We start from the raw sequence: 23,141 nt of genomic DNA on the forward strand, positions 1-23,141 counted from the left end.
CCCGGCCGGCGATCCGCGCCGCCGAGGCCCATGTCCACGAGCCGGGCCCCCGCTGCACCGTCCGGTCCACAGCCTCGTGGGCGACGACGACCCCGAGGTCACTCACGACGACGCGCAGGCCTGGTCGCTGCACACGGAACAGGCCTTCGGGCTCCGCGTCTTCGGAGGCGGCCACCTCCACCTCGTCGCGCGACAGCAGGAGATCATCCGCATGGTCCCCGACCGGGCGGCCGTACCGTTGGGCACCGGCTGACCGGCCAGCCGGCGAGGGACTCTTCGAGGCGGTCCTGACGATGTGGGTGGTGCGGCGTTACCCTGCGCGGACGATCCTTCACAGGAGGTACGGATGCGTCATTCCGTCGGACGGAATGTGTCGTTCCCACTCGTGATCGCCGTCATCGGCTCGCTCGGTGCCGCGGCCCCGGCAGCCTCGGCGCCACCCGTTCCGCCCCCCAAGTCGCCCGTGGCGGTGGGATACGGAGGAGCGGTGTCGAGTGTCGACGCGGACGCCTCGGCGGCCGGTGTCGAAGTGCTCCGCAAGGGAGGCAACGCCGTTGACGCGGCCGTCGCCACCGCCGCCGCGCTGGGTGTCACGGAGCCCTACTCGGCCGGTATCGGAGGCGGGGGGTACTTCGTCCACTACGACGCCAGGACGGGGCGGGTCGACACGGTGGACGGCCGCGAGACCGCACCCCGCAGTGCGGACTCCTCCCTCTTCCTGGAGAACGGGCAGCCCATCCCCTTCAGCGACGCCGTCACCAGCGGACTTGGGGTCGGTACCCCAGGAACGCCCGCCACCTGGGAGAAAGCCCTCGACGCCTGGGGCAGCAAGTCCCTGCGCCAGCTGCTGAAGCCGGCCGAGCGGCTCGCCCGGGACGGGTTCGTCGTCGACGGCACCTTCCGCTCGCAGACCGCGGGCAACCAGGCCAGGTTCGCCGACTTCCCCGCCTCCGCGGAACTGTTCCTGCCCGGCGGCGAACTGCCGGTGGTCGGCTCGGTCTTCAAGAACCCCGACCTCGCCCGGACGTACGAGACCCTGGGCCGTGAAGGCATCGACGAGCTGTACAGGGGGCAACTCGCCCAGGACATCGTGTCGACGGTGCGCACACCTCCCGTGGGCCCGGCAGCGGACCGTGTGGTCCGTCCGGGAGATCTGACCGCCAAGGACCTGAAGTCCTACAAGGTGCTGCGCCAGGCCCCCACGAAAGTCGGCTACCGGGGTCTCGACGTCTACGGAATCGCACCCTCCTCCTCCGGTGGGACGAGTGTGGGCGAGGCTCTCAACATCCTTGAGTCCACCGATCTTTCGCAGGCGACCGAGACGCAGTACCTGCACCGGCTCATCGAGGCGAGCAGGATCGCCTTCGCCGACCGGGGCCGCTGGGTCGGCGACCCGGCGTCCGAGGACGTGCCGACGCGGGAACTGCTCAGCCAGCGCTTCGCCGATTCGCGCGAGTGCCTCATCAAGGACGACGCCGTCCTCACCAGCCCGCTCGCGCCGGGTGACCCGCGCGACCCCGCCCCTTGCGCCACCGGGGGCAAGGCGGCCCCGACGACGTACGAGGGTGAGAACACCACGCATCTGACCACCGCCGACAAGTGGGGCAACGTCGTCGCGTACACCCTGACGATCGAATCGACGGGCGGCAGCGGAATCACCGTGCCGGGGCGGGGATTCCTGCTCAACAACGAGTTGACCGACTTCTCGTTCGCTCCGGCGAACCCGGCGGTCCACGATCCGAATCTGCCCGGCCCGGCGAAGCGCCCGCGCTCCTCCATCTCGCCGACCATCGTGCTGGATCACGGAAAACCCGTACTGGCTCTGGGATCGCCGGGCGGCGCCACGATCATCACGACCGTCCTGCAGACGCTGACCGGTCACCTGGACCGGGGGCTGCCGCTCGTCGAGGCGATCGCCGCCCCGCGCGCCAGCCAGCGCAACTCGGCCACGACCGAGATCGAGCCGGGGCTGTGGGACAGCCCGGTGCGCAAGGAGTTGGAGGCACTCGGGCACGTGTTCAAGGCGAACCCGGAGATCGGCGCGGCCACTGCCGTCCAGCGCCTCCCCGGAGGGCGCTGGCTGGCGGCCGCCGAAAAGGTGCGGCGCGGTGGTGGCTCGGCGATGGTGGTAGCGCCGAGCGGTCGTCCGTGACCGATCGGCGTCAGCGAGGCCTCGGGGCCGGAAGGGGCGTGGTTCATCACGCCCTTCCGGCCCCTAGGTCTTGATGCGGCCGGTCGCGTCCGCGACGTGCCGCATCGGCAAGGAAGAGCCCGCCAGGGTTCTTCGTGTCCAGTGAAAGGGCAACTACCACGGTGCGTACGCGAATGCTCGTCCTCTCCGCGCTCTCCGGCGCCGCTCTGCTCGCCACGGCACTCCCCGCCGAGGCCGCCGACGACGGGGAAAGCCCGGTCGGGGCCGCCGAACTGCTGGCGAAGGTGAAGAGCTGCAGCCGGATCTCCCAGGGTGACTACCGGACCGACCAGAGTGCGGCCACCGCCACGGTCCCGGTGTGCGGGACCGACGAGGCCGTGTTCTGGGAAGCGGACATGGACATCGACTGCGACGGCCAGGTCAGCACCGCCTGCAACACCAGGACGGACCCCTCCTTCCAGCCTCAGACGGCGTTCAAGGGGTCGGACGGCAAGTACCTGGACTCCGCCAAGGTGCCGTACGTCGTCGTACCCGGCCCCGGGCCGCTCTGGAACTACGCCGCGTCAGGGATCAAGGGCGGTGGAGTGGCCGCCGTCATCCACGGCGACAAGGTCCGCTACGCCGTCGTCGGGGACACGGGGCCCACAGGAATCATCGGTGAGGGTTCGTACGCCCTGGCCCAGGCGCTCGGCATCGATCCGGACCCGAAGAGCGGCGGTACGGCGTCAGGCGTCACCTACATCCTCTTCAAGAACTCCAAGGCGTCACCGATCGAGAGCCCTGCCGCAGCCGTCAGCGCGGGCGAGGCGCTCGCCCGGAAGTTCGCCGACGGCGCCTGAGGAGCGCGCGGCCGGAGAGCCGGCAGGATGCGGTGGACGTCGTTCGTGATGGCCACCGCGTGTCCGGCGTCGGGCCGCGCGGCCGCCGTCGCTCGCACGGAGGGGCCGGCCGTCGCGGTCCGCGTCGACCCCGTCGTGGCCGCCGGCGATCAGCACAGGCTCGATGGCAGGCACCGTCCCGTGCCGCAGCGGCATGCCCCGGCCGCCCTCGCGCGTCGCCCTGCCGGTCCCGTGCCCGCCGAACCCGTCGGGGAGGCCCGTATCCGGCTTCCCGGCACGCCGTGCCGATGGCGAAGGCGATGTCGCCGATCCGGTTGCCCACCGTCGCCGCCGCGATGCCCGCGTCCAGTGGCGCGGACGCCGTGTCGGGTAGCCGGACGTCCTCGGGCATCGGCCGGCCGACGGTGATGCCGAACGGCCGGGTCACCCGTCCAGCCGTTCAGGGTCGCTCGTCCAGCAGCTCAGGGCCGCTCCGGCGTCGACGCCCGGCTCGGCGAGCCGCTGCGCGGAGCGCGTGGCGCACGGAGCACGGTCGCGGTCGCCGCGGGCGCGGGAATCCTGGCCGAGAAGCTTCGCGAGATCGAGATCGAGATCGAGATCGAGATCGAGGCGGTCCGGGTCCCGGCCTCCGCTTTCACCACGGTGGCGGCACCCGCGTGAGCCGTCGGGCCGGCCGTGGACGAGCTGCTCACGCGGTGCGTCCCGGTGCCCCCGCCGACGTCGGGGGGACGCTGCCGGAACGGGGGGCACTGCCGCTCACAGCGCGGGCCGAGTAGGGTCGCGTCCGTGACCCTCCAGGACTTCGCCCGCAGTGAGTACGTCAGCCTGACCACCTACCGTAAGGACGGCACGCCCGTCGCCACGCCCGTCTGGGCGGCGGCCGACGACGGCGTGCTGTACGTCTGGACCCGGTCCGACTCCTGGAAGGTCAAGCGTCTGCGCAACGACAGCCGGGTCCTCGTCACCGTCTGCGACGTCCGCGGCCGGATCGCGGAGGGCGCGCCGAGCGCCGAGGGGACCGCTCGCCTCCTCGACGGCGCCGGGACCGCCGCGGTGCGCAAGGTGCTCGCCCGCAAGTACACCTGGAAGTTCTGGCTCGTCGACTGGCCGGCCATGGTCGTGCGGCTCGGCAAGCGGCCCCATACGGGGATCGCCGTCACCCTCTGACCGGGGGCGCGCCGCACCCGGCCGCACTCCGGACGCACCGTGCCGGAAAAGAGCGCGTAGTCCTCCCGTAACACGCCTGCGGTCGAATGCCCGGCGGACTGGAACGCTCCAGTCCCGGGCTACCGGTGAGGGCTACGTGACGGTGCATCAACATGCGGTGGAAATAAGGGCGTTCGCGCAATACCTGCAAGAACTGACTGCCCTGCTCGATCCCGGTCGCGGCTGGTACGGAGTCTTCTGCGCGCGCGATCCCGAAGGCATGCGCGCGTGCCTCGAGGGCGCCGAGGTCCCGCCCTGGGATGTGGTCGAGTCGCTGCTGCAGGACCTCGGCGCAGCGCGCGGAACCGAGTCCGCCGCGCGGGAATCCGTGCGGGCCGCCGCGCTGTACGCCGCGTCGGCGGCCGCACACGACAGGCGCCCGGGCGGACGGCGGGCCCTCGTGGACCGGCTGAACCTGATGCTCCACGAGCAGTCGTACGCAGCCGGACGGATGCGGGCGGCGGGCACGGACGGGGCGCGTTCACCGCAGGGGGAGACGGACGCGATGGCATGGGCCAGGGACGACCACGTACGTGCCACCGCGCGCTGCGCCGAGCTCCGGAGCCGGCTGGCCGCGCTGGAGGGACCGGTGCCGGACAGCTGGTCCGGGGGGCCCGGGCAGGTGAACGCAGCGGACGCCGGCGGCGCGTCCTCGCCCCCCGGTCCGCTTCCTGCGGGGGTGCAGGCGGTCGACGATGCGTACCCCGGTCCGGCAGCCGGGCCCGTCCACGCCCCGGAGGCCGCCCCCGCCCCGGTGCGGAGGCGCAGGAAGCCGCGAGGGGCACGCTTCGCGGGTCTGGAGCTCGACGACACGGAGGCGAGCCCCCTGCCGCCTGCCGCGCCCGGCCAGGCGGGCCCCGCACCGGCCGCCGCCGCCCCGCGAGGCGCCCGTTTCGGCGGTGCCGGGCCTGCGGAGGGCGCCGGGCACCCCCCGCAGGCCGCGGCACCAGGCCGTACGGAATCCGACCTCGCCGCACTCCGGGCCGCCGAGGGCACCGTCGCCCTGCTCGTACGGCTGCGTGCGGAGGGGCGCACCGGCGAGGCGCACGTCGTGCTCTGCGAGGCGGCCGCCCGGCCCGCCGGGCACCTCCCGGTGCTCGCCGTGGCTCTTCGACGGGCGGGTCTGGCCGCGGACTGGGCGACCCTGCTGTGGGAGGTGTCCTCCCGGCCGCCCGCCGAACTTGCCGCCGCAGCAGGCGCGCTCGCCTCCGCCGGCCACGTCGACGACTGCGGGCAACTGCTCCGGCAGGGGGCTGCCCGGCCCGCCGACGAGATCGCCTACGCCGTTGCCGCCCTCGGCCGGGCCGGCCTGGAGCCCGAGGCGCGGGCGCTGCTGGGCGCGTTCGTCCGCGTACGGTCTCCGCAGGACGCGGCGCGCATCGCTGAGGGCGGACCGCGCGCCCTCGTCGCCCAACTGCTCGCCGCGGCACGCGAGGTGTCGGTGGCGAAGGAGCGGGACCTGGTCCACGCGCTGCGGGTGGCGGGCATCTCGGCGCCGTAGTCCCCCCGGCGTCGAGAGGGCGCCGACGCGTACGAGACGAGGCGGGAGGTTTCGGCTTCCGTGCACAGAGGCCGCCGGTGGTGCGCCGACGCGGCCGGCTCCTGTGCCTGGAGGCCGAGCCGGCTCTCCCGCAGGCCGGACAACCGGGCCGCCGGGCAACTGGACACCGGCTGACACGCGGGCCGTTTCGGCCCGTCGGTGCCTGTCGGTGCCTGTCGGTGCCTGTCGGTCCCTGTCGGTGCCCGGCGGCCACGAGGGGACGTGAGGTCAGAAGCGATGTTCTCCGGGCGGGCGCCCCAGGGCACGGTTCTGCGCTCTCCGGAACCTGTGGCTCATGCACGTCGCCAGTGACGACGGGGTTGGGGAGATAAATCTCATTCCACCCTTTATCGTCGGTCGAGGCATAACCACACAAGTGGTACATGTCCCCTCAGTGATGTGGAGGCACCATGCTTACGCAGGAAATCACTCTCACCGCGACGCCGACCCAGACCGCCACGCTGGGCGCCCTGATGACGGAGCCCGAAGCCACCGTCAGCGACGCCCCGCTCTACACCCCGGAGGCCGCGGGTCTGCTGCTCGCGCTGCTGCTCCTGTCCCCGAAGGAGCCGAAGGAGCCTCGGGGCAAGTGAGCTCCCACTCCGCATTCGCCGAGGCGTCCGACGCCCTGGCAGCCTGTGTCCTCGGTGCCCTCGGCGGCACCGGGGGCGCTGTGCAGCTGGGCCGGTACGTCGACGACGCCTCCGACACCCTCGCGGCGCTGGCCGCCGTACGGGTGCTGGGCGCCGACGTCTTCAGTCCCCACCTCCTGATGGAACACCCGCTCCAGGCGCAGGACGCGGCTGTCGTGGCCAAGGCCTTCGACGCCTTCCCCGCGTCCGACACCTCGGGCGAGCCCACGGTCGCCCGGCGCGACCACGCCACCGCGGTCCTGCTCGCCCGTCTCTCCGGGGACGACGCCCTGGGGGTGGTGGCGCCCGCGCCGACGGACGACGCCGGCCTCACGGACACCGCCGAGTGGAGCGGGTGGTGCGTGCGGATGGCCCAACTCGCCCCACTGGCAACGCTCGTCCTGGACGGTCCGGCCCATGAGGCGGCCCGTGGCGGGGTCCTGCCGCTGTGCCGGGGCGTCAGCCGCTCGATGCTGCGCCGCGATTTCCCCACCGCGGTACGCCTCGTCCGCTGGCTGGCCTGGCTGCACCAGGAGGGCGCCGAACTTCCCCTGGATCCCGGCCTCGTCGCGGAGCACCTGCTCCTGGTGGGCGGGGCGGGCCCGCGTGCCGCGCTGGACCTGGCGATCGCCCGCCACCTCCTCGAACGAAGGCCCGGTACGGACACGAAGGCGGCACACGCATGACGACGATCCCCGAGCCGGTCACCAGGGCGGCCCGCGGCATGGCGGACCGGGCGCTCTCGTGGCTGCACGCCAACCGCGAACTGGGCGGCCTGCCGCCCGACACCACCGAGACGCTGGCCGACCCCGACAGCGTCTACAAGCCGCTGGGGGAGACCACGCTCGCCGCCTCCCTCATCCTCCGCGACGGTGTCGCCGGGCCGGGCCGCCTGGTTGCCGCCCAGAGCCTGATGGACTTCACCTGGGAGCAGTTCAGGCGCGGCGACATGATCTACGAGCGCCAGATCCGCCACACGCTGATGACGGACCCCCTGGAGATGTACGCCCCCTTCGTCCGATGCGGCTACCGTCACGAGGGGCTCGACCGGCTCCTCGCGCACCGGTCCCGAATGCGGTCGGTGAACAGCGTCGAGGTGCTGCCGAACCGTCGGCTCGCGGTCGCCAACGCCGCCGGCGTCGTGGGGCTGGAGCACGCCGAGGACATGAAGGCGCTGGCCGGTGCCACGTGGCTCGGTGCGAGGCCGGAGCCGTGGGCGATCAACTGGATCACCGCCTACGCGATGACCCACACCGTCTTCCACCTCACCGACTGGGGCGGGAACCCGGGTGGGCTGCCGCCCGAGCTCGCCGACTACCTGCACGCCTGGCTCCCGGTGTGGATCGACGTGTGGCGTGAGGTGGGGCAGTGGGACCTCGTCACGGAACTCCTCATCGTCGGCGCCTCGCTCGAGGACCCGTACTGCTCGACCGAGGACTGGGAGGCGATCGCCGGGCTCCAGCACGAGGACGGCTTCGTCCCCCGCGACAGCGATCCGGTGGACGACGACCCCCAGCAGCGGTTCACGGACCATCAGCACACGGTCGTCGTCACCGCCGTGGCCGGCTCCGTCGCGCTCGCCCGCGCGGCGGGGCGGTGAGACGGTGACGGAGGCGCTGACCACACGCCTCCGGCCCCTCCTGGCAGCCGCCAAGGGGCCGGGGGCCGCGGTCGCGGCGGTGCGGGGAACGGAGCGGGCCGTGCTCTGCGACGGCCCGGTGGGTGAGGGCACCCGGTTCGAGACGGGCTCGCTGACGAAGACCTTCACCGCCCTGCTGCTCGCCGAACTGACCGCCAGGGGCGAAGTCGGTTACGGCGACCGAGCCGACCGCTACCTCCCCTTCCGGATCCCCGGACCGCCGCTCACCCTCCTCCACCTCGCCACCCACACCTCGGGCCTGCCCCGCCTCCCGCCCGGACTGCTCACCCGGGCGGTCCGCAGTGGATGGCTCAGCAATCCGTACGCCGGCTTCTCCGAGGACGACCTGCTGGACTCGCTGCGCCGCACCCGGCTGAGCCACCGCCCCGGCACCCGCGTGCAGTACTCCAACTTCGGGGGAGGGCTGCTGGGGCACGTGCTGGCCAGGGCGGCCGGCGGCACCGGAGGCGACTACCCCGCCCTGCTGGCCGAGCGCGTCACCCGCCCGCTCGGCCTCGCCGACACCGACTGCGACGCCGACCGTGCCCAGGCGACCGGGCATTGGCACGGCCGGCCGCGCCCCGCCCTGCTGATGCCGGGGCTCACCGGAGCAGGAGCCCTGCGCTCCAGCGCCCGGGACCTGCTGCACGTCCTGACCGCACTCCTCGACCCGGGCACGGCGCCGAACACCGCGCTGCGCACCGCGCTGGCCGAGGTGCAGCGGCCCCGGCTGAGCGTGCCGAGAACCGGTTCCCGGCTGTGCCTGATCTGGAACCTCCGCCCACGCCCCGGCGGCGGCGCGCTGCTCCACCACTCCGGCGGCACCCGTGGGTTCACCGCCTTCGCGGGCTTCCTCCCCGGCTCGGGCACGGGCCTCGTGGCCCTCACGAACACGGCTCCCACCCCGCTCGCGCCCTTCATCCAGTCCGCGTACGGGGCGCTCCGCGAGCTGGACGACACGCCCTCCGGGAGGGTGTGGACCGCTCGGGTGTGAAACATGATCGACTCCGCCGGTTCACGGCGATGGTCTTGCCCCGTTGTGTGACGGGGCTTACGTTCTCTTCCTGTGCACCGTGTCTACGGGCGTAGAGAACGCAGAGGCTCTCTGACGCCGCGTCGAAGGAGCAGCTCATGTCCCACGTCGTACGCGCCGCACTCGTCCAGGCGACCTGGACGGGCGACACCGAATCCATGATCGCCAAGCATGAGGAACACGCGCGTGAGGCCGCCCGGCAGGGCGCGAAGGTCATCGGTTTCCAGGAGGTGTTCAACGCCCCCTACTTCTGCCAGGTCCAGGAGCCCGAGCACTACCGCTGGGCCGAGCCGGTCCCGGACGGGCCGACCGTACGGCGGATGCAGGACCTGGCCAGGGAGACCGGCATGGTGGTCGTCGTCCCGGTCTTCGAGATCGAGCAGTCCGGCTTCTACTACAACACCGCTGCCGTGATCGACGCCGACGGCACGTATCTCGGCAAGTACCGCAAGCACCACATCCCGCAGGTCAAGGGCTTCTGGGAGAAGTACTACTTCAAGCCCGGCAACGCGGGCTGGCCGGTCTTCGACACCGCCGTCGGCAAGGTGGGCGTCTACATCTGCTACGACCGGCACTTCCCGGAGGGGTGGCGTCAACTCGGCCTCAACGGTGCTCAGTTGGTTTACAACCCATCGGCCACCTCGCGCGGACTCTCCAGCTACCTGTGGCAGTTGGAACAGCCTGCCTCCGCCGTCGCCAACGAGTACTTCGTCGCAGCGATCAACCGTGTCGGCCAGGAGGAGTACGGCGACAACGACTTCTACGGCACGAGCTACTTCGTCGACCCGCGCGGCCAGTTCGTCGGTGACGTCGCGAGCGACAAGGAGGAGGAACTCGTCGTGCGCGACCTGGACTTCGGGCTGATCGAGGAGGTCCGCCGGCAATGGGCGTTCTACCGGGACCGCAGGCCGGACGCGTACGACGGGCTGGTGGAGCCGTGACCGGACTGCACGACCGGCATCTGGCCGTCAGCCCCGAGTGGCTGGCGCTCTACTACCGGCAGCCCTTGGAGCTCACCCACGGCGAGGGACGCCACGTCTGGGACTCGGACGGCAACCGCTACCTCGACTTCTTCGGTGGCATTCTCACCACGATGACCGCACACACCCTGCCCGAGGTGACCAAGGCCGTCTCCGACCAGGCCGGGCGGCTCATCCACTCCTCGACGCTCTATCTCAACCGGCCGATGGTCGAGCTCGCCGAGCGGGTGGCCTCCCTCTCGGGCATCCCCGACGCCAGGGTCTTCTTCACCACCTCGGGCACCGAGGCCAACGACACCGCCCTGCTGCTCGCCACCGCCTACCGGGGTTCGAACCAGATCCTGGCGATGCGCAACAGCTACCACGGCAGGTCGTTCTCAGCCGTTTCCATCACCGGCAACAGGTCCTGGTCGACCACGAGTCTGTCGCCGCTCCAGACGCTGTACGTCCATGGCGGGGTCCGCAACCGGGGCCCGTACGCGGAGCTGAGCGACGAACGGTTCATCAAGTCCTGTGTGGGTGACCTGGAAGACCTGCTCGGGCACACCAGGGGCGCCGCGGCACTGATCGCCGAACCGGTGCAGGGAGTCGGCGGGTTCACCGCACCGCCCGACGGCCTGTACGCCGCCTTCCGCGAGGTGCTCGACCGGCACGGCATCCTGTGGATCTCGGACGAGGTCCAGACCGGCTGGGGGCGTACGGGGGACCACTTCTGGGGCTGGCAGGCGCACGCCGACAACGGGCCGCCGGACATCCTGACCTTCGCCAAGGGGATCGGCAACGGCATGTCGATCGGCGGAGTCGTCGCCCGGGCCGACGTCATGAACTGCCTGGACGCCAACTCCATCTCGACGTTCGGCGGTTCCCCGGTCACCATGGCGGCCGGGCTCGCCAACCTCTCGTACCTGCTGGAACACGACCTCCAGGGCAACGCCCGGCGGGTCGGCGGCCTGCTCATCGAGCGGCTCCGGGCGGTCGGTGCGGGCTCGCCGGCCGTACGGGAGGTGCGCGGCAGAGGGCTCATGATCGGCATCGAGCTGGTGAAGCCGGGCACGGACGACGCCGACCCGGATGCCGCGGCGGCGGTACTGGAGGCGGCCCGAGCGGGCGGGCTGCTCATCGGGAAGGGCGGCGGCCACAACACCAGCGTCCTGCGGATCGCGCCGCCCCTGTCGCTCACCGTCGCCGAGGCGGAGGAAGGTGCGGAGATCCTGGGCGAGGCACTGCACGCGGCAACCTGAGAGCAGGAGCCCCGCGGCGGCTCACCTGCCGCGGGGGCGGTCCGCGTCCCCGCACGTCGGCACGCACCCGGTCCACGTGGGTGGGCCGGTCCCGCCACTGCGAGGAGGGGCCCATGGGCCGGGCCCACCCCTTCCTTCCGGGCAGGGCTGTCCTGACACGCAGTGGTGCCTGGCCCCGTGCACGCGATCCCTTGATCCGAAGCGAATGGAGCTGAGCTGTGGCACGCACCCTGATCACCGGTGGTCTGGTCATCACCGCGTCCGACGAACTCCACGTGGACGTACTCGTCGAAGAGAGCCGTGTCGTCGCCCTTGCCACTCCTGGCAGTCATGGGTGGACGGCTGACCGAGTCATCGACGCGCGAGGGAAATACGTCATCCCGGGCGGGGTGGACGGCCACACCCATATGGAGATGCCGTTCGGCGGCACCATGTCCTCCGACACCTTCGAAACGGGAACGCGGGCGGCCGCCTGGGGAGGCACCACCACGATCGTCGACTTCGCCATTCAGCCGAAGGGGGGGTCGCTCCGCGAAGGGCTCGACAAATGGCACGAGAAGGCCGACGGCACATGTGCCGTCGACTACGGCTTCCACATGATCATGTCCGATGTGAACGACTCGTCCCTCAAACAGATGGACAAGCTGATCGAGGCCGGCGTCACCTCGTTCAAGCTCTTCACGGCGTATCCCGGGGTGTTCTATTCGGATGACGGCCAGATCCTCCGGGCCATGCAGCGAGCGGGCACCAACGGCGGTCTGGTCATGATGCACGCCGAGAACGGAATCGCCATCGACGTCCTGGTGGAGCAGGCCCTCGCACGAGGTGAGCGCGACCCTCGCCACCACGGGGAGGTGCGGAAGGCTCTCCTGGAAGCCGAAGCGACCCACCGCGTCATCCGGCTGAGCCAGGTCGCCGGTTCCCCGGTCTACGTCGTCCACGTCTCGGCCCAGGAGGCCCTGGCGGAACTGACCCGGGCCCGTGACGAGGGGCTGCCCGTGTTCGGCGAGACATGCCCGCAGTACCTCTTCCTGTCCACGGACAACCTTGCCGAGCCGGACTTCGAGGGCGCCAAGTACGTCTGTTCGACACCGCTCCGGCCCGAGGAGCACCAAGCGGCACTGTGGCGGGGGCTGCGGACGAACGACCTGCAGGTCGTCTCCACCGACCACTGCCCGTTCTGCTTCAAGGGCCAGAAGGACATGGGCATCGGCGACTTCTCGAAGATTCCCAACGGCATGCCCGGCGTGGAACACCGCATGGACCTGCTGCACCAGGCAGTGGTCGACGGGCACATCACCCGGCGCCGCTGGATCGAGATCGCGTGTGCCGCGCCGGCCCGGATGTTCGGTCTCTACCCGAGGAAGGGGACGATCGCGCCGGGTGCCGACGCGGACATCGTGGTGTACGACCCGGAAGCGCAGCAGGTGCTGTCCGCCGACACGCACCACATGAACGTGGACTACTCGGCATACGAGGGCAAGCGGCTCACCGGGCGGGTCGAGACGGTCCTGTCACGTGGAGTTCCCGTCATCGAGGGGGGCGCGTACGTAGGGCATGCGGGGCATGGGGCCTACGTGCCCCGGGGCCTGTGCCAGTACCTGTGAGCGGTTGCGGTGCCCGGCCCGTCCCCCGCGGTGCTGTCCGCCGGCCCCGGCGCGAAGGGGCACCGCTACCGCGCCGGGGCCGTCAGCGACCTCACCGACCCGACGCCGGGCCGCCGACGGCTCCTGGTCCGGCGGAATCGCAGTGCAGGCGAACTCGCCCGCCCACGCTGTCGTTTCGCCGAGCCTGCTTCATCCGGGCCGAGCGTGAGGCACCGCAAGGCTGCTCCCGTGTCACGGCAACGAGCGCGTGAGCCAGACCACTTCGCCGTTGTCCTCCACGGAGACGTGATCGCGCTCGAATTCGAGCTTCTCGAGGACGCGGAGCGACGGTGTGTTCCACGCGCCGACGGTCGACCAGAGCCGCTTCCGTCCGGTCGCGACAGCGGCATCGAGCACCGCGCCGGCCGCCTCGGTGGCGTAGCCGCGCCCATGCGCGCGTCGGAACAGCTCGTACGCGATCTCGGGTTCCTCCACGGTGGAGCGGCCGATGATCAGCCCGCAGTAACCGATGAAGTCGCCTTCGGCGCGGCGCTGGACTGGCAACAGGGCGAGCCCCGTGGTCGCCGTCGTGGCGAGAAGCTCCGCGATGGACGTCCGGATGCGTTCGACCGTGGGGGTCCCCTTGCCGCGTTCGGAGAGGAGGGCGCAGAACTCGGCGGCGTCCGACTCGGCCCACGGCCGCAGTACCAGCCTCTCGGTCTCGAGGTGGAACGGCATCGTCTTGTACGTGGTCATGCCCTCAACCCTGCCTCACGGACCGACGCGGAGTACGGCTGAGTGCGGCACTCCAGCCGTACTCCGGTACCCCGAGCTCGCCGCGGTCCAGGCGGCGGACACCCGGTCCGGCGGACGAGGGCGGGCCCTCGTCCGAGGCGGAGACGCCGGCTCGGCCGAGGGCGGGTCAGCTGAGCCGGAAACGCCGGCGGGCGTGTGGCGGTGCGCAGTCGCGGCGTGCCGGTGGCCCCGGTCCTTCACTTCCCGCTGTTCCGCATCGGTCCCCGCTGGGAACACCGCTCAGGAGCAGCTCGGACGGACTGGGCGGCGAACCACCCGAGAGCCCCGGCGGTCAGGGCCGTGCCCGCGCGGGCGACGAGGAGGAGCCGGCGGGTTTCGGCGGGTACGCCAGAGCTCACGGCCGCATCGTACCGAGTGCGGCAGAGGCCCTGGCCCGTACTTCCGCAGCCTGACTCCCGTCGGCCGGGAGCGGATCGTCCCTACTCCTTCACGAACTCCAGGAGATCGGGATTGATGACCTCCGGATGCGTCGAGAGCATGCCGTGGGGATAGCCCTCGTAGCTCTTCAGCCTGCCGTTCGGCAGCAGTTTCGCCGACAGCGGGCCCGCGTCCTCGTAGGGCACGATCTGGTCGTCCGTGCCGTGGGCCACCAGTACCGGCACCTCGATCTTCTTCAGGTCCTCGGTGAAGTCGGTCTCCGAGAAGGCCTTGATGCATTCGTAGTGGGCGTTGGCCGCGCCCCGCATGCCCTGCCTCCACCAGTTGTCGATCAGCCCCTGCGACACCTCGGCACCGGGCCGGTTGAACCCGTAGAACGGACCCGACGGCACCTCGATGTAGAACTGCGCGCGATTGGCGGCGAGCGCGGAGCGGAACCCGTCGAAGACCTCGATCGGCAGGCCGCCCGGATTCGACGCGGACTTCACCATGACCGGCGGCACCGAACTGACGAGTACGGCCTTCGCGACCCGTCCGGGCTCGGCCCGGGCGACGTACCGGGCGACTTCGCCGCCCCCGGTGGAATGGCCGATGTGTACGGCCTGTCGCAGGTCGAGCGCTTCGGCCAGCGTGGACACGTCGGCGGCATAGGTGTCCATGTCGTGCCCGCCCGCGCTCTGGGTGGAACGCCCGTGCCCCCGCCGGTCGTGGGCGATCACACGGTAGCCCTGGGCGAGGAAGAACAGCATCTGGCTGTCCCAGTCGTCCGCGCTGAGCGGCCAGCCGTGGTGGAACACGATCGGCTGGGCGTCGCGCGGGCCCCAGTCCTTGTAGTAGATCTCCGTGCCGTCAACCGTGGTGACCGTGCCCATGGCCGATCCTTCCGTTCGAAAGTGCTCGTGCGGTCGGTGCGCGGGGACGTGTCGGCTCCACGGGGGCGGGAACGTCACCGCCGAACGGGGCCGAGACCGCGACCAAACGCCTCAAACGATACTGCTATGTGCCGTAAGTCTCATTTCGTGGCATTGCTTCCGCGGTGAGGGTGGACGGGCGCAGGGCCGGCCCCCCTTCGCACGGTTCGGAGCCCCGCCGGGACTCCCTCCTGCGAGTGGCGGAGGGAGCCCCGGGCTGCCGCACCGAGGGCGCTCGTCGTGCCTCTCCATGCGCCTCCCCGGGCGGCGCGGCCCTCATGCCGGCAGCCGGCCCGTCCACGCCTGAGCGTGCGGTGCGCCCGGTCCGTACGACTTGCCTCCGGCTGCGGCGGTCCGACACCACCCACGGTACGGGCGGACGAGAGCTGAGCACGGGTCAGGTGCCGCCCAGGGAACCGGCGTCCGTGCTCCGTGCACCGGGAAGCTCCGCGCGTAGACTGCCCCTTCCCAAAGCGGGGGAAGCGGTCCAGGATTGTCCCCCCGCGACTCGTGTTCCGACGGGCCGCGGCAGCAGGCCAGGCGCTGCCCGATGTGGAAAGCTCTGCCGGACCACGTCACCGAGGGCAGCGCCCGCAGTTCCTCCGCCGGCGTGCGCGGACTGCCCGGCGTACGCGGGCAGGCAGCACACCCGCCGGTCCGGTCACGGCATACGTACCCGCGCGCCACGTGTCAGTACTTCGACAAGGAGCATCTGTCATGGATTTCGGACTCGTCCTCCAGGCCGACCCGCCCGCCTCGGCCGTCGTCGGACTCATGCGACGCGCGGAACGCAACGGCTTCCGCTACGGCTGGACCTTCGACTCGGCCGTGCTGTGGCAGGAGCCGTTCGTCATCTACAGCAGGATCCTGGAGCACACCGAACGGATGGTCGTCGGGCCGATGGTGACGAACCCGGGGACCCGCACCTGGGAGGTCACCGCCTCCACCTTCGCCACGCTCAACGAGATGTACGGCAACCGCACCGTCTGCGGCATCGGGCGCGGCGACTCCGCGATGAGGGTGGCGGGCCGCAGGCCCAACACGCTGGCCAGACTGGGCGAGGCCATCGAGGTGATCCGGGACCTCGCCGAGGGGCGCGAGGCCACCGTCGACGGGCAGCCGGTGCAGATCCCCTGGGTGAAGAACGGCAGTCTGCCCGTCTGGATGGCGGCATACGGCCCCAAGGCCCTCGCCCTGGCCGGGCAGAAGGCCGACGGCTTCATCCTCCAGCTGGCCGACCCCTACCTCACGGAGTGGATGATCAAGGCGGTGCGTGACGCGGCCGCCGCAGCCGGGCGCGACCCGGACGCCGTCACCATCTGTGTCGCCGCGCCCGCCTACGTGAGCGAGGACCTGGACCACGCGCGCGAGCAGTGCCGCTGGTTCGGCGGAATGGTCGGCAACCACGTGGCCGACCTCGTCTCACGGTACGGGGAGCACTCCGGTCTCGTGCCCGAGGCCCTCACGGCGTACATCGCCGGACGCTCCGGCTACGACTACAGCCATCACGGCCGCACCGGGAACCCCGACACGGCCTTCGTCCCCGACGAGATCGTGGACCGCTTCTGCCTGCTGGGACCTCCCGAGGCCCACATCGAGAAGCTGCGGGTCCTGCGCGATCTGGGCGTCGACCAGTTCGCCGTCTACAACATGCACGACGCCCGGGAGGCGACCATCGACGCCTACGGCTCCACGGTCATCCCCGCGCTGTCCGCCTGACCACCTCCGCAACGGCTGTCCAGGCCCCCGCACACCCGCGCCCCGCACGGCACCTCTCCCGAGCGAAGGGTCACGACACCATGACCGCTACCGTCCCACCGTCCGCCCCCGAGGAGCCGACAGCCGACCCGGCGGGGCGGATCGAACTCGCGCCCGGGGCCGTCCCCGACGGCTCCAGGTTCGTCAACGACGACCTGCTGCCGGTACCCCTGGAGCGGCGACGGTGGACGACGTACAACTTCGCGGCACTGTGGATCGGGATGGCGCACAACATCCCGTCCTGGCTGCTGGCCTCCGGGCTCGTCGCTCTCGGCATGGACTGGAAGCAGGCCGTCCTCACGATCGCCCTGGCCAACGTGATCGTGCTGGCGCCGATGCTGCTCACCGGCCACGCGGGACCCAAGTACGGCATCCCCTTCCCCGTCCTGGCACGGGCGTCCTTCGGGCTGCGCGGCGCCAACCTGCCGGCGCTCATCAGGGCCGCGGTCGCCTGCGCCTGGTTCGGCATCCAGACATGGATCGGCGGCGTCGGCATCTTCACGCTGCTCGGCAAGATCTTCGGCGGCTGGGCGAGCGCCGGCGAGATCGGCGGGCAGCCGTGGACGCTCTGGCTCTGCTTCGTGCTCTTCTGGGCGCTCGAACTCGCCATCATCTACCGGGGTATGGACACCCTGCGCCGCTTCGAGAACTGGGCCGCGCCCTTCGTCATCGTAGGCGCGGTGGTCCTGCTGGTCTGGGTCGCGGTCAAGGCCGGCGGTCTCGGACCACTCCTGGACCAGCCGTCCGCCCTCGGCTGGGGAGCGGACTTCTGGCCGGTCTTCTTCCCGTCCCTGATGGGCATGATCGCCTTCTGGTCCACGCTCTCCCTGAACATCCCCGACTTCACCCGCTTCGGAGCCGGCCAACGCGCCCAGATATGGGGGCAGTCCCTCGGGCTGCCGACCACGATGACCTTCTTCGCGCTGCTCTCCGTGTTCGTCACGTCCGGCTCCCAGGCCGTGTACGGGGAGGCGATCTGGGACCCGGTGCAGCTCGTGGCGAAGACCGACAACGTCTTCGGGCTGCTGTTCGGACTGATCACCGTGCTCGTCGCGACCATCTCCGTGAACATCGCGGCCAATGTCGTCTCACCGGCGTACGACCTGGCCAACCTGGCCCCGAAGCTCATCAACTTCCGTACCGGCGCGCTGGTCACCGGGGTCGTCGGGGTCCTCATCATGCCGTGGAAGCTGACCGAGACGCCCGAGCTGTACATCTTCACCTGGCTGGGGCTGGTGGGAGGCCTGCTGGGCACGGTGGCCGGCATCCTGATCGCCGACTACTGGATCATCCGGCGCACCGTCCTCCACCTGCCGGACCTCTACCTGCCCGGGGGCCGCTACTGGTACACGGGCGGATGGAACTGGCGTGCCGTCGTGGCCTTCGCCGTCGGCGGAGTGCTCGCGGTGGGCGGTTCCCACTCGGCCCCGGGCAAGGGGCCCTTCCCGGCCGAAGGCCTGATCCCCTTCCTCGAGCCGCTCGCCGACTACGGCTGGGCCGTCGGGCTCGTCTCCTCGCTCGTGCTGTACGCGGTGCTGAGCCGGGGAGTCAGGACTGGGCAGGACCCTTCCCGAGCACGGCGCTGACGTCCACCGTCTCGTCAGGGGCCGGCGTGGCCGTGGGCACCGGCTCGTCGAAGCCGGAGAGGTCCACGGCCGCGTCGGCCCCGTCGCCCCGCAAGGTGATGCGTACCGGGTGGTGCTCGCCCCCGGTGTCCACGTACGCCGTGATCCTCTGGCCGTGGCCGGCTGCCGTGACCGGCACGGTCCGCACGCCGTCGACGGTCGTCACGCCGCCCTTGGTGAACGTCGTGCCGGCCTTGCCGGTGTTGTCGGAGACCAGTTCACGGAACGTGTCCAGGTCGCACGCCTCCACGACTGGTCGCAGCCTGGAGTCCGAGGCGGAACCCTTCATGTAGCGCCCGGCGAGGATGTCCTCGAAGGTCTGCCCGCCGATCGGGACCTGGTTCTCCCAGAAGTCCGCGTCGGGCTTCAGCCAGACGTCGTCACCCCGTTTGACGATCTCGACCGAGCCCTTGTCCTCGCCCAGATCGACGTCGCCGGCGCAGTTTCCGTCGCGGTCCAGGCTGAGGTCCACCGTCATGGGGGCGCGGTCCTCGCCGAGGTCGCCCTGTGCGCGCAGATGCAGTGACCTGGCATCGAGCAGGGCCTCCCGGGAACGGTCGGCGATCTGATCGGCGGGGAGCGATTCGATGTCGTCGTCCGCCTGTGCGGCCGTGCCGCCGGTGACGGCGAGTGCGAGCACTGCCGCGCAGGCGGCAGCGCGTGTGGCGATGCGCTGTCCTGTCACCGCGCCTCCTCGGACACGTCCTGTTCAGGGGCTTCTCCAGCGGGATTCACCCTATTGGCGAGCGTACGCCCGCGCGCGGTTGCCCGCGCGGGCGCCCGGTGTACGGAGGGTGAGGTTCGGCGCTGTTTTCGGCTACGGGGCGCGGGGGAGAGCAGCCCCGAAGATCACCGGAACCCGTCCGGGGTCAAGGGGAGGCACGATGAAGCCGTTCAAGGGGAACGCCGTTCGCACGCTGGCGCGGGGTGCGGCCGTCACCGGTCTGGCCGTGGCACTCGCCGTTCCGGCCACCGCCGCGGCGGCCGTCGTACCCGCTGCCGCCGTTCCGCCCGGGCTGTCGTGCGACACCGGCAAGCACGCGATCGACGACCACACCGGTTACGCGCTCTGCAGGAACAACGGATCGGCCGCACAGACCTTCTGGGTGCATCTGGTCTGCGGCTGGTCCCCCGATGTGGACGGTGAGCACGTCACCCTGAGGCCGGGCGAGTCCGGGCAGTCGACCGCGCACTGCGCCGGCCTCGGTTCGGGGATCGGCGAGATCCACGTGCGGCCGTAGTCACCCCTCCACCGGGCGCCCGTCTCCCGCTTGCCCGGGAGACGGGCCCGATCCGCGTGCGGGGTGCTTGAGTGGACCCCCACGCCTCGTTACTCTCCAGTAGACCCGCTCGGGCGGACTCCGGGCGGACCCCGGGGGCCGGTGCTCCGGCGGATGCGAAGAGGTGGTGGCGATGTCCTCGGCGGACCCCACGGAGCGGACCGGACCGATCAGGCCGGTGGAGCCGCCCGAAGAGCCCGGACTCACGGAATGCGCCGGGGAACTGGCCGAGGGCCGGACGACCTCGTCCGCACTGGTGGCCGCGGCACTCGCGCGCATCGAGGCGAGCCGCCACACCCTCAACGCCTTCCGTCAGCTGCGCGCGGAAGCCGCACTCGCCGAGGCCGCCGAGGCCGACCGGCGACTGGAGGCGGGGGAGCGGCTCCCGCTGCTGGGAGTGCCGGTCGCCGTCAAGGACGACACCGACGTCGCGGGCATGCCCACCTACTTCGGCTGCGACGGCGCGCTGCCGCCCGCCGCGGTGGACAGCGAGGCCGTCCGCAGGCTCCGGGCCGCCGGAGCCGTCGTCGTCGGCAAGACCAACTCCTGCGAGCTGGGGCAGTGGGCCTTCACCGAGGGCCCCGCCTTCGGTGTCACCCGCAACCCGTGGAGCACCGCGCACACACCCGGTGGTTCGTCCGGCGGCTCCGCGGCGGCCGTCGCAGCCGGGCTCGTCCCCGCCGCGCTGGGTTCGGACGGTGCCGGGTCCATCCGTATCCCGGCGGCCTGGACGCACCTCGTCGGCATCAAACCGCAGCGCGGCCGGATCTCCGTCCATCCCCACAGCGACGCCTTCCAGGGCCTCACGGTCAACGGCCCACTCGCCCGCACCGTCGCGGACGCCGCACTCCTGCTGGACGCCGCGGCGGGGCCGCACCCCCGGGACCCGCACCGCCCGCCCGCCGTCGACGCGTCCGCAGCGGCCCGTCGTGACCCGGGCACGCTGCGCATCGGCCTCTCCCTCCGGCCCCCGCTCACCCTCACCCGCAACGCCCTCCATCCGGAGGTACTGCGCGCCGTCACCGCGCTCGCCGAGGCCCTCGCCCGGCTCGGTCACCACGTCGAGGAGGCCCGGCCCCGCTACGGACTGATCGGCCTCGCCTTCGTACCCCGAGCCACCGCCGGCATCGCCGAACTCGCCGCACTGCACCCCGAGCCCGGGCTCCTGGACCCGCGCACCCGCAGCGCCCTGCGCACCGGGACCCGTCTCGGCGGCCGGATCGTGCGGGCCGCCCGCGCCCGTGAGGTGCGCCAGCACGCGAGGATCGGCGCCTTCTTCGAGACCGCCCGAGGCAGGCAGGGTTACGACGTCCTCCTCACCCCGACCACGGCCGCACCGCCACCCAGGGTCGGGGCGTTCGACCGGCTCAGCGCGTGGCGCACCGACCTCGCGATGACCTCGGCCTGCCCCTTCGCCTGGCCCTGGAACGTCCTCGGATGGCCCGGGGTGAACGTCCCGGCCGGCTTCACCGGCGACGGTCTGCCCCTCGGCGCCCAGCTCCTCGGCCCCTCCCGGAGCGAGGCCCTGCTCATCTCGCTGGCGGCCCAGCTGGAGGCCGACCGCCGCTGGTACGAGCACCGGCCGCCGCCGCTCAGCACGGCCGGCGGGCGCTGACCACCCACACCCCCGCCCGCAGCAGGACACCCTCCGGTGTCTCGTACGGCCGGAACACGTCCGCCATCGCGGCGTGCGTGCCGTCCGTGACCGGCGGCCCCTGAGTCCGGGAGACGAAGAAGTCCACCGCGTCCGCCGCGTCCGCGCCCCAGCGGGTCGCGGCGGTCACCGGCAGGGCCGTGACGTCCTCGAAGCCCGCCGCCTCCAGCACCGACCCGGTCCGCTCCGGATCCGACAGGGACACCATGGACCTCGCAACCGACGTGTCCACGGCGTGGTCCCCGCCCACCATGGAGGCCAGCAGCGTCAGTGCCCTGCTCTCCTCCCCGTCCGGCGGGGAGGGCCGGGGGCAGACGAAGGCCAGGCGCCCGCCGGCACGCAGCGCCCCGCCGATGTGGGTGAAGGCCGCGACGTGGTCGGCGAAGAACATCACCCCGCCCCTGCTGATCACCACGTCGTAGCCGCCCCGTTCGAACAGGTGGAGCTGGGCGTCGCCCAGCTCGAAGGTCACGTCGCCGTCCCGCGCGGGATCGGTCAGGGCCCGGGCACGTGCCACAAGCGCCTCCGAGATGTCGACGCCGGTGACCCGGCCCCGCCGTGCGAGCCGCGCCGCCGCCCGGCTCGTCCCGCCGCTGCCGCACCCGATGTCCAGGACCCGGTCGTCCACGCCGATGGCGGCGGCGTCGAACAGGGCCGCGTCGAACGGCGCCAGCATCGCGTCGTACCGGTCGGGGTGATCGGCCCAGTGCCGGCCGACAGGACCGTTCCACGCCTCCGCGGCCTTCACGCGCGCTCCCCGGCAGCCGTCCGCAGGACCGCCTCGACACGCTCGACGGCACAGATCGCGCCGAAGGCGATCAGATGGACCAGGCAGTGGTCCGTGAACGGCGGAACGCGCCAGGCGGCCACGTCCTCGTCGGTGATCCGGTACGGGGCCCGCGCGGCGAGCAGCGCGAGCCTGGCCCCCGGCCGGTCCGTCCGTTCCGGCAGCCGCGCCGCCAGAGGGAGCGGCGTGACACCGTCCCACTCCGCCACCGACTGCCGTACGAACGCGGCGTCCTCGTCGCCCAGCAGTCCGGCCCCCTGTAACGCTGCCGTGCGCAGCGCGCCGTAGGCCGTACCGACCGGGCTGTCCGCCGCCCACGGCGGTGCCTCACCGGTCGTGCCGAGCAGCGGCAGGGAGGTGCCGGGCCGCAGGTCGCGGCGTACGGTGGCCGCCAGCGAACGGCCCGCCGTGCTGCGCACCAGCCGGTACTTCTCCATGCCGCCGGGCAGCATCTGCTCCGACAGCAGCGAGGACACCACCCGGTTGATGAAGTGGAAGGCGAGCGCGGTCCCCACGTATTCCGCCGCCTCGTGCTCCGGGAACGGCTGCGGTGTGCTCATGTCCTTGCCCCAGGCGAGCAGTCGGCGGTCGCCGGGGTCCTCCGGCTCGTCGCCCCGCAGGACCGTCTCGGCGAGCCGGTGGTCGCCGGTGGCGTGCAGCAGCACGGCGTGCGCGGTCGCGCAGAACGGGCAGCGGTTGGCCAGGGAGACGCCCGCCGCCACCAGTTCCTTTCCGGTGCGCGACGCGCGCCCGGCGAGCAGCGACTCCCGCATCAGGGCCCAGGTGGCGGTGAGCAGGGGAGGGGAGGCGGACAGGACGACGAAGGTCGTCGCATCCTTGATGCCGAAATCGGCGGCCAGTTGCGCGTAGACGTCGGCCACCTCTCCGGTGGCGGACTTCGGCGGTTCGGGCGAGGTGTATCGGAAGGGTCCGGTCATGGCGACGATGCTCACCCGCGCCGCCCGCCCGCGGCGTCGTACGGAGGAAGACAGTTGCGGCTGCCCCGGGACGACGGGAAATCGTACGCACTACTTCCCGGGGAGCAGTGCACGCCAGTCCTCCAGGACGACGCGCCCGCCGGTGT

At 71.8% G+C, this 23,141-nt stretch carries 23 protein-coding genes and 2 pseudogenes; 17 read left to right on the forward strand and 8 right to left on the reverse strand.

Annotation, left to right across the window (positions count from 1 at the left end):
• Positions 1-76 precede the first annotated feature (76 nt).
• The 3 genes from HED23_RS12450 (at position 77) to HED23_RS12460 (ending at position 2,991) form a co-directional block, all read left to right on the forward strand.
• Positions 77-253, forward strand: coding sequence for a hypothetical protein (locus tag HED23_RS12450; protein ID WP_203183471.1), 177 nt, complete (start codon positions 77-79; stop codon positions 251-253).
• Between the two features lie 93 nt (positions 254-346).
• Positions 347-2,152, forward strand: coding sequence for a gamma-glutamyltransferase (gene ggt / locus HED23_RS12455; RefSeq protein ID WP_203183472.1), 1,806 nt, complete (start codon positions 347-349; stop codon positions 2,150-2,152).
• A gap of 161 nt (positions 2,153-2,313) precedes the next feature.
• Complete coding sequence (locus HED23_RS12460) at positions 2,314-2,991, forward strand: glycoside hydrolase family 75 protein (RefSeq protein WP_238441929.1); 678 nt, start codon at positions 2,314-2,316, stop codon at positions 2,989-2,991.
• A gap of 14 nt (positions 2,992-3,005) precedes the next feature.
• Here HED23_RS12460 and HED23_RS35025 read toward each other — a convergent pair.
• Both HED23_RS35025 and HED23_RS12465 read right to left on the reverse strand, forming a co-directional pair.
• Positions 3,006-3,440 (reverse strand): annotated as a pseudogene (locus HED23_RS35025) (M24 family metallopeptidase); the annotation flags it as partial.
• Between the two features lie 12 nt (positions 3,441-3,452).
• Entirely contained in the window at positions 3,453-3,683 is a 231-nt protein-coding gene (locus HED23_RS12465; RefSeq protein WP_203183473.1) for a hypothetical protein, read from the reverse strand.
• Positions 3,684-3,777: 94 nt separating this feature from the next.
• Between HED23_RS12465 and HED23_RS12470 the strand changes: the two genes are divergently transcribed.
• The 10 genes and pseudogenes from HED23_RS12470 to HED23_RS35030 all read left to right on the forward strand — a co-directional run.
• Positions 3,778-4,158, forward strand: a complete 381-nt coding sequence (locus HED23_RS12470; protein ID WP_203183474.1) for a PPOX class F420-dependent oxidoreductase — start codon at positions 3,778-3,780, stop codon at positions 4,156-4,158.
• Between the two features lie 136 nt (positions 4,159-4,294).
• A complete protein-coding gene (locus HED23_RS12475; protein ID WP_203183475.1) occupies positions 4,295-5,698 on the forward strand; it encodes a hypothetical protein in 1,404 nt (467 codons plus the stop codon).
• 449 nt (positions 5,699-6,147) lie between these two features.
• Entirely contained in the window at positions 6,148-6,330 is a 183-nt protein-coding gene (locus HED23_RS12480; protein ID WP_203183476.1) for a hypothetical protein, read from the forward strand.
• The gene (locus tag HED23_RS12485) at positions 6,327-7,055 is read left to right on the forward strand and encodes a hypothetical protein (RefSeq protein WP_203183477.1); all 729 of its coding nucleotides are present in this window, start codon (positions 6,327-6,329) and stop codon (positions 7,053-7,055) included. Before HED23_RS12480 ends, HED23_RS12485 begins: the two co-directional genes overlap by 4 nt.
• On the forward strand, positions 7,052-7,969 hold the full coding sequence (locus HED23_RS12490; RefSeq protein WP_203183478.1) for a DUF6895 family protein: 918 nt from the start codon (positions 7,052-7,054) through the stop codon (positions 7,967-7,969). Before HED23_RS12485 ends, HED23_RS12490 begins: the two co-directional genes overlap by 4 nt.
• A gap of 4 nt (positions 7,970-7,973) precedes the next feature.
• Positions 7,974-9,002 carry a serine hydrolase domain-containing protein gene (locus tag HED23_RS12495; RefSeq protein ID WP_238441930.1) on the forward strand — a complete coding sequence of 343 codons (1,029 nt, stop codon included), beginning with the start codon at positions 7,974-7,976 and terminating at the stop codon, positions 9,000-9,002.
• Between the two features lie 137 nt (positions 9,003-9,139).
• Entirely contained in the window at positions 9,140-9,982 is an 843-nt protein-coding gene (locus HED23_RS12500; protein ID WP_203183479.1) for a nitrilase-related carbon-nitrogen hydrolase, read from the forward strand.
• Entirely contained in the window at positions 9,979-11,262 is a 1,284-nt protein-coding gene (locus tag HED23_RS12505) for an aspartate aminotransferase family protein (protein WP_203183480.1), read from the forward strand. The genes HED23_RS12500 and HED23_RS12505 overlap by 4 nt, the downstream gene beginning before the upstream one ends.
• A gap of 218 nt (positions 11,263-11,480) precedes the next feature.
• Positions 11,481-12,869, forward strand: coding sequence for a dihydropyrimidinase (hydA, locus tag HED23_RS12510; RefSeq protein ID WP_203183481.1), 1,389 nt, complete (start codon positions 11,481-11,483; stop codon positions 12,867-12,869).
• A 33-nt stretch (positions 12,870-12,902) separates the two neighbouring features.
• Positions 12,903-13,070, forward strand: a pseudogene (locus tag HED23_RS35030) (IS701 family transposase); the annotation flags it as partial.
• A 30-nt stretch (positions 13,071-13,100) separates the two neighbouring features.
• On the opposite strand, the gene HED23_RS12515 reads toward HED23_RS35030, so the two are convergent.
• The 3 genes from HED23_RS12515 to HED23_RS12525 all read right to left on the reverse strand — a co-directional run bounded on the left by HED23_RS12515 (position 13,101) and on the right by HED23_RS12525 (position 14,914).
• Complete coding sequence (locus tag HED23_RS12515) at positions 13,101-13,604, reverse strand: GNAT family N-acetyltransferase (protein WP_203183482.1); 504 nt, start codon at positions 13,602-13,604, stop codon at positions 13,101-13,103.
• A 236-nt stretch (positions 13,605-13,840) separates the two neighbouring features.
• Complete coding sequence (locus HED23_RS12520; protein WP_238441931.1) at positions 13,841-14,002, reverse strand: hypothetical protein; 162 nt, start codon at positions 14,000-14,002, stop codon at positions 13,841-13,843.
• 81 nt (positions 14,003-14,083) lie between these two features.
• The gene (locus HED23_RS12525; protein WP_203183483.1) at positions 14,084-14,914 is read right to left on the reverse strand and encodes an alpha/beta fold hydrolase; all 831 of its coding nucleotides are present in this window, start codon (positions 14,912-14,914) and stop codon (positions 14,084-14,086) included.
• Between the two features lie 756 nt (positions 14,915-15,670).
• Here HED23_RS12525 and HED23_RS12530 point away from each other — a divergent pair.
• Together HED23_RS12530 and HED23_RS12535 are read left to right on the forward strand one after the other, a co-directional pair.
• Complete coding sequence (locus HED23_RS12530) at positions 15,671-16,672, forward strand: TIGR03842 family LLM class F420-dependent oxidoreductase (RefSeq protein ID WP_203183484.1); 1,002 nt, start codon at positions 15,671-15,673, stop codon at positions 16,670-16,672.
• A gap of 80 nt (positions 16,673-16,752) precedes the next feature.
• Positions 16,753-18,297, forward strand: a complete 1,545-nt coding sequence (locus tag HED23_RS12535; protein WP_203183485.1) for an NCS1 family nucleobase:cation symporter-1 — start codon at positions 16,753-16,755, stop codon at positions 18,295-18,297.
• Here HED23_RS12535 and HED23_RS12540 read toward each other — a convergent pair.
• Positions 18,260-19,021, reverse strand: a complete 762-nt coding sequence (locus HED23_RS12540) for a hypothetical protein (RefSeq protein ID WP_203183486.1) — start codon at positions 19,019-19,021, stop codon at positions 18,260-18,262. The genes HED23_RS12535 and HED23_RS12540 overlap by 38 nt on opposite strands.
• 199 nt (positions 19,022-19,220) lie before the next feature.
• Between HED23_RS12540 and HED23_RS12545 the strand changes: the two genes are divergently transcribed.
• Together HED23_RS12545 and HED23_RS12550 are read left to right on the forward strand one after the other, a co-directional pair.
• Positions 19,221-19,577: a hypothetical protein gene (locus tag HED23_RS12545; RefSeq protein WP_203183487.1), complete on the forward strand. Its 357-nt coding sequence runs from the start codon at positions 19,221-19,223 to the stop codon at positions 19,575-19,577.
• A 172-nt stretch (positions 19,578-19,749) separates the two neighbouring features.
• A complete protein-coding gene (locus HED23_RS12550; RefSeq protein ID WP_203183488.1) occupies positions 19,750-21,231 on the forward strand; it encodes an amidase in 1,482 nt (493 codons plus the stop codon).
• Here the strand turns inward: HED23_RS12550 and HED23_RS12555 are convergent.
• Together HED23_RS12555 and HED23_RS12560 are read right to left on the reverse strand one after the other, a co-directional pair.
• Positions 21,209-22,018, reverse strand: a complete 810-nt coding sequence (locus tag HED23_RS12555; protein WP_203183489.1) for a class I SAM-dependent methyltransferase — start codon at positions 22,016-22,018, stop codon at positions 21,209-21,211. The two genes, HED23_RS12550 and HED23_RS12555, sit on opposite strands and share 23 nt — an antisense overlap.
• Positions 22,015-22,995 carry a carboxymuconolactone decarboxylase family protein gene (locus tag HED23_RS12560; RefSeq protein WP_203183490.1) on the reverse strand — a complete coding sequence of 327 codons (981 nt, stop codon included), beginning with the start codon at positions 22,993-22,995 and terminating at the stop codon, positions 22,015-22,017. Before HED23_RS12560 ends, HED23_RS12555 begins: the two co-directional genes overlap by 4 nt.
• Positions 22,996-23,141: the final 146 nt, after the last annotated feature.

Source organism: Streptomyces pratensis (genome assembly GCF_016804005.1).
Classification (GTDB): Bacteria; Actinomycetota; Actinomycetes; order Streptomycetales; family Streptomycetaceae; genus Streptomyces; species Streptomyces pratensis_A.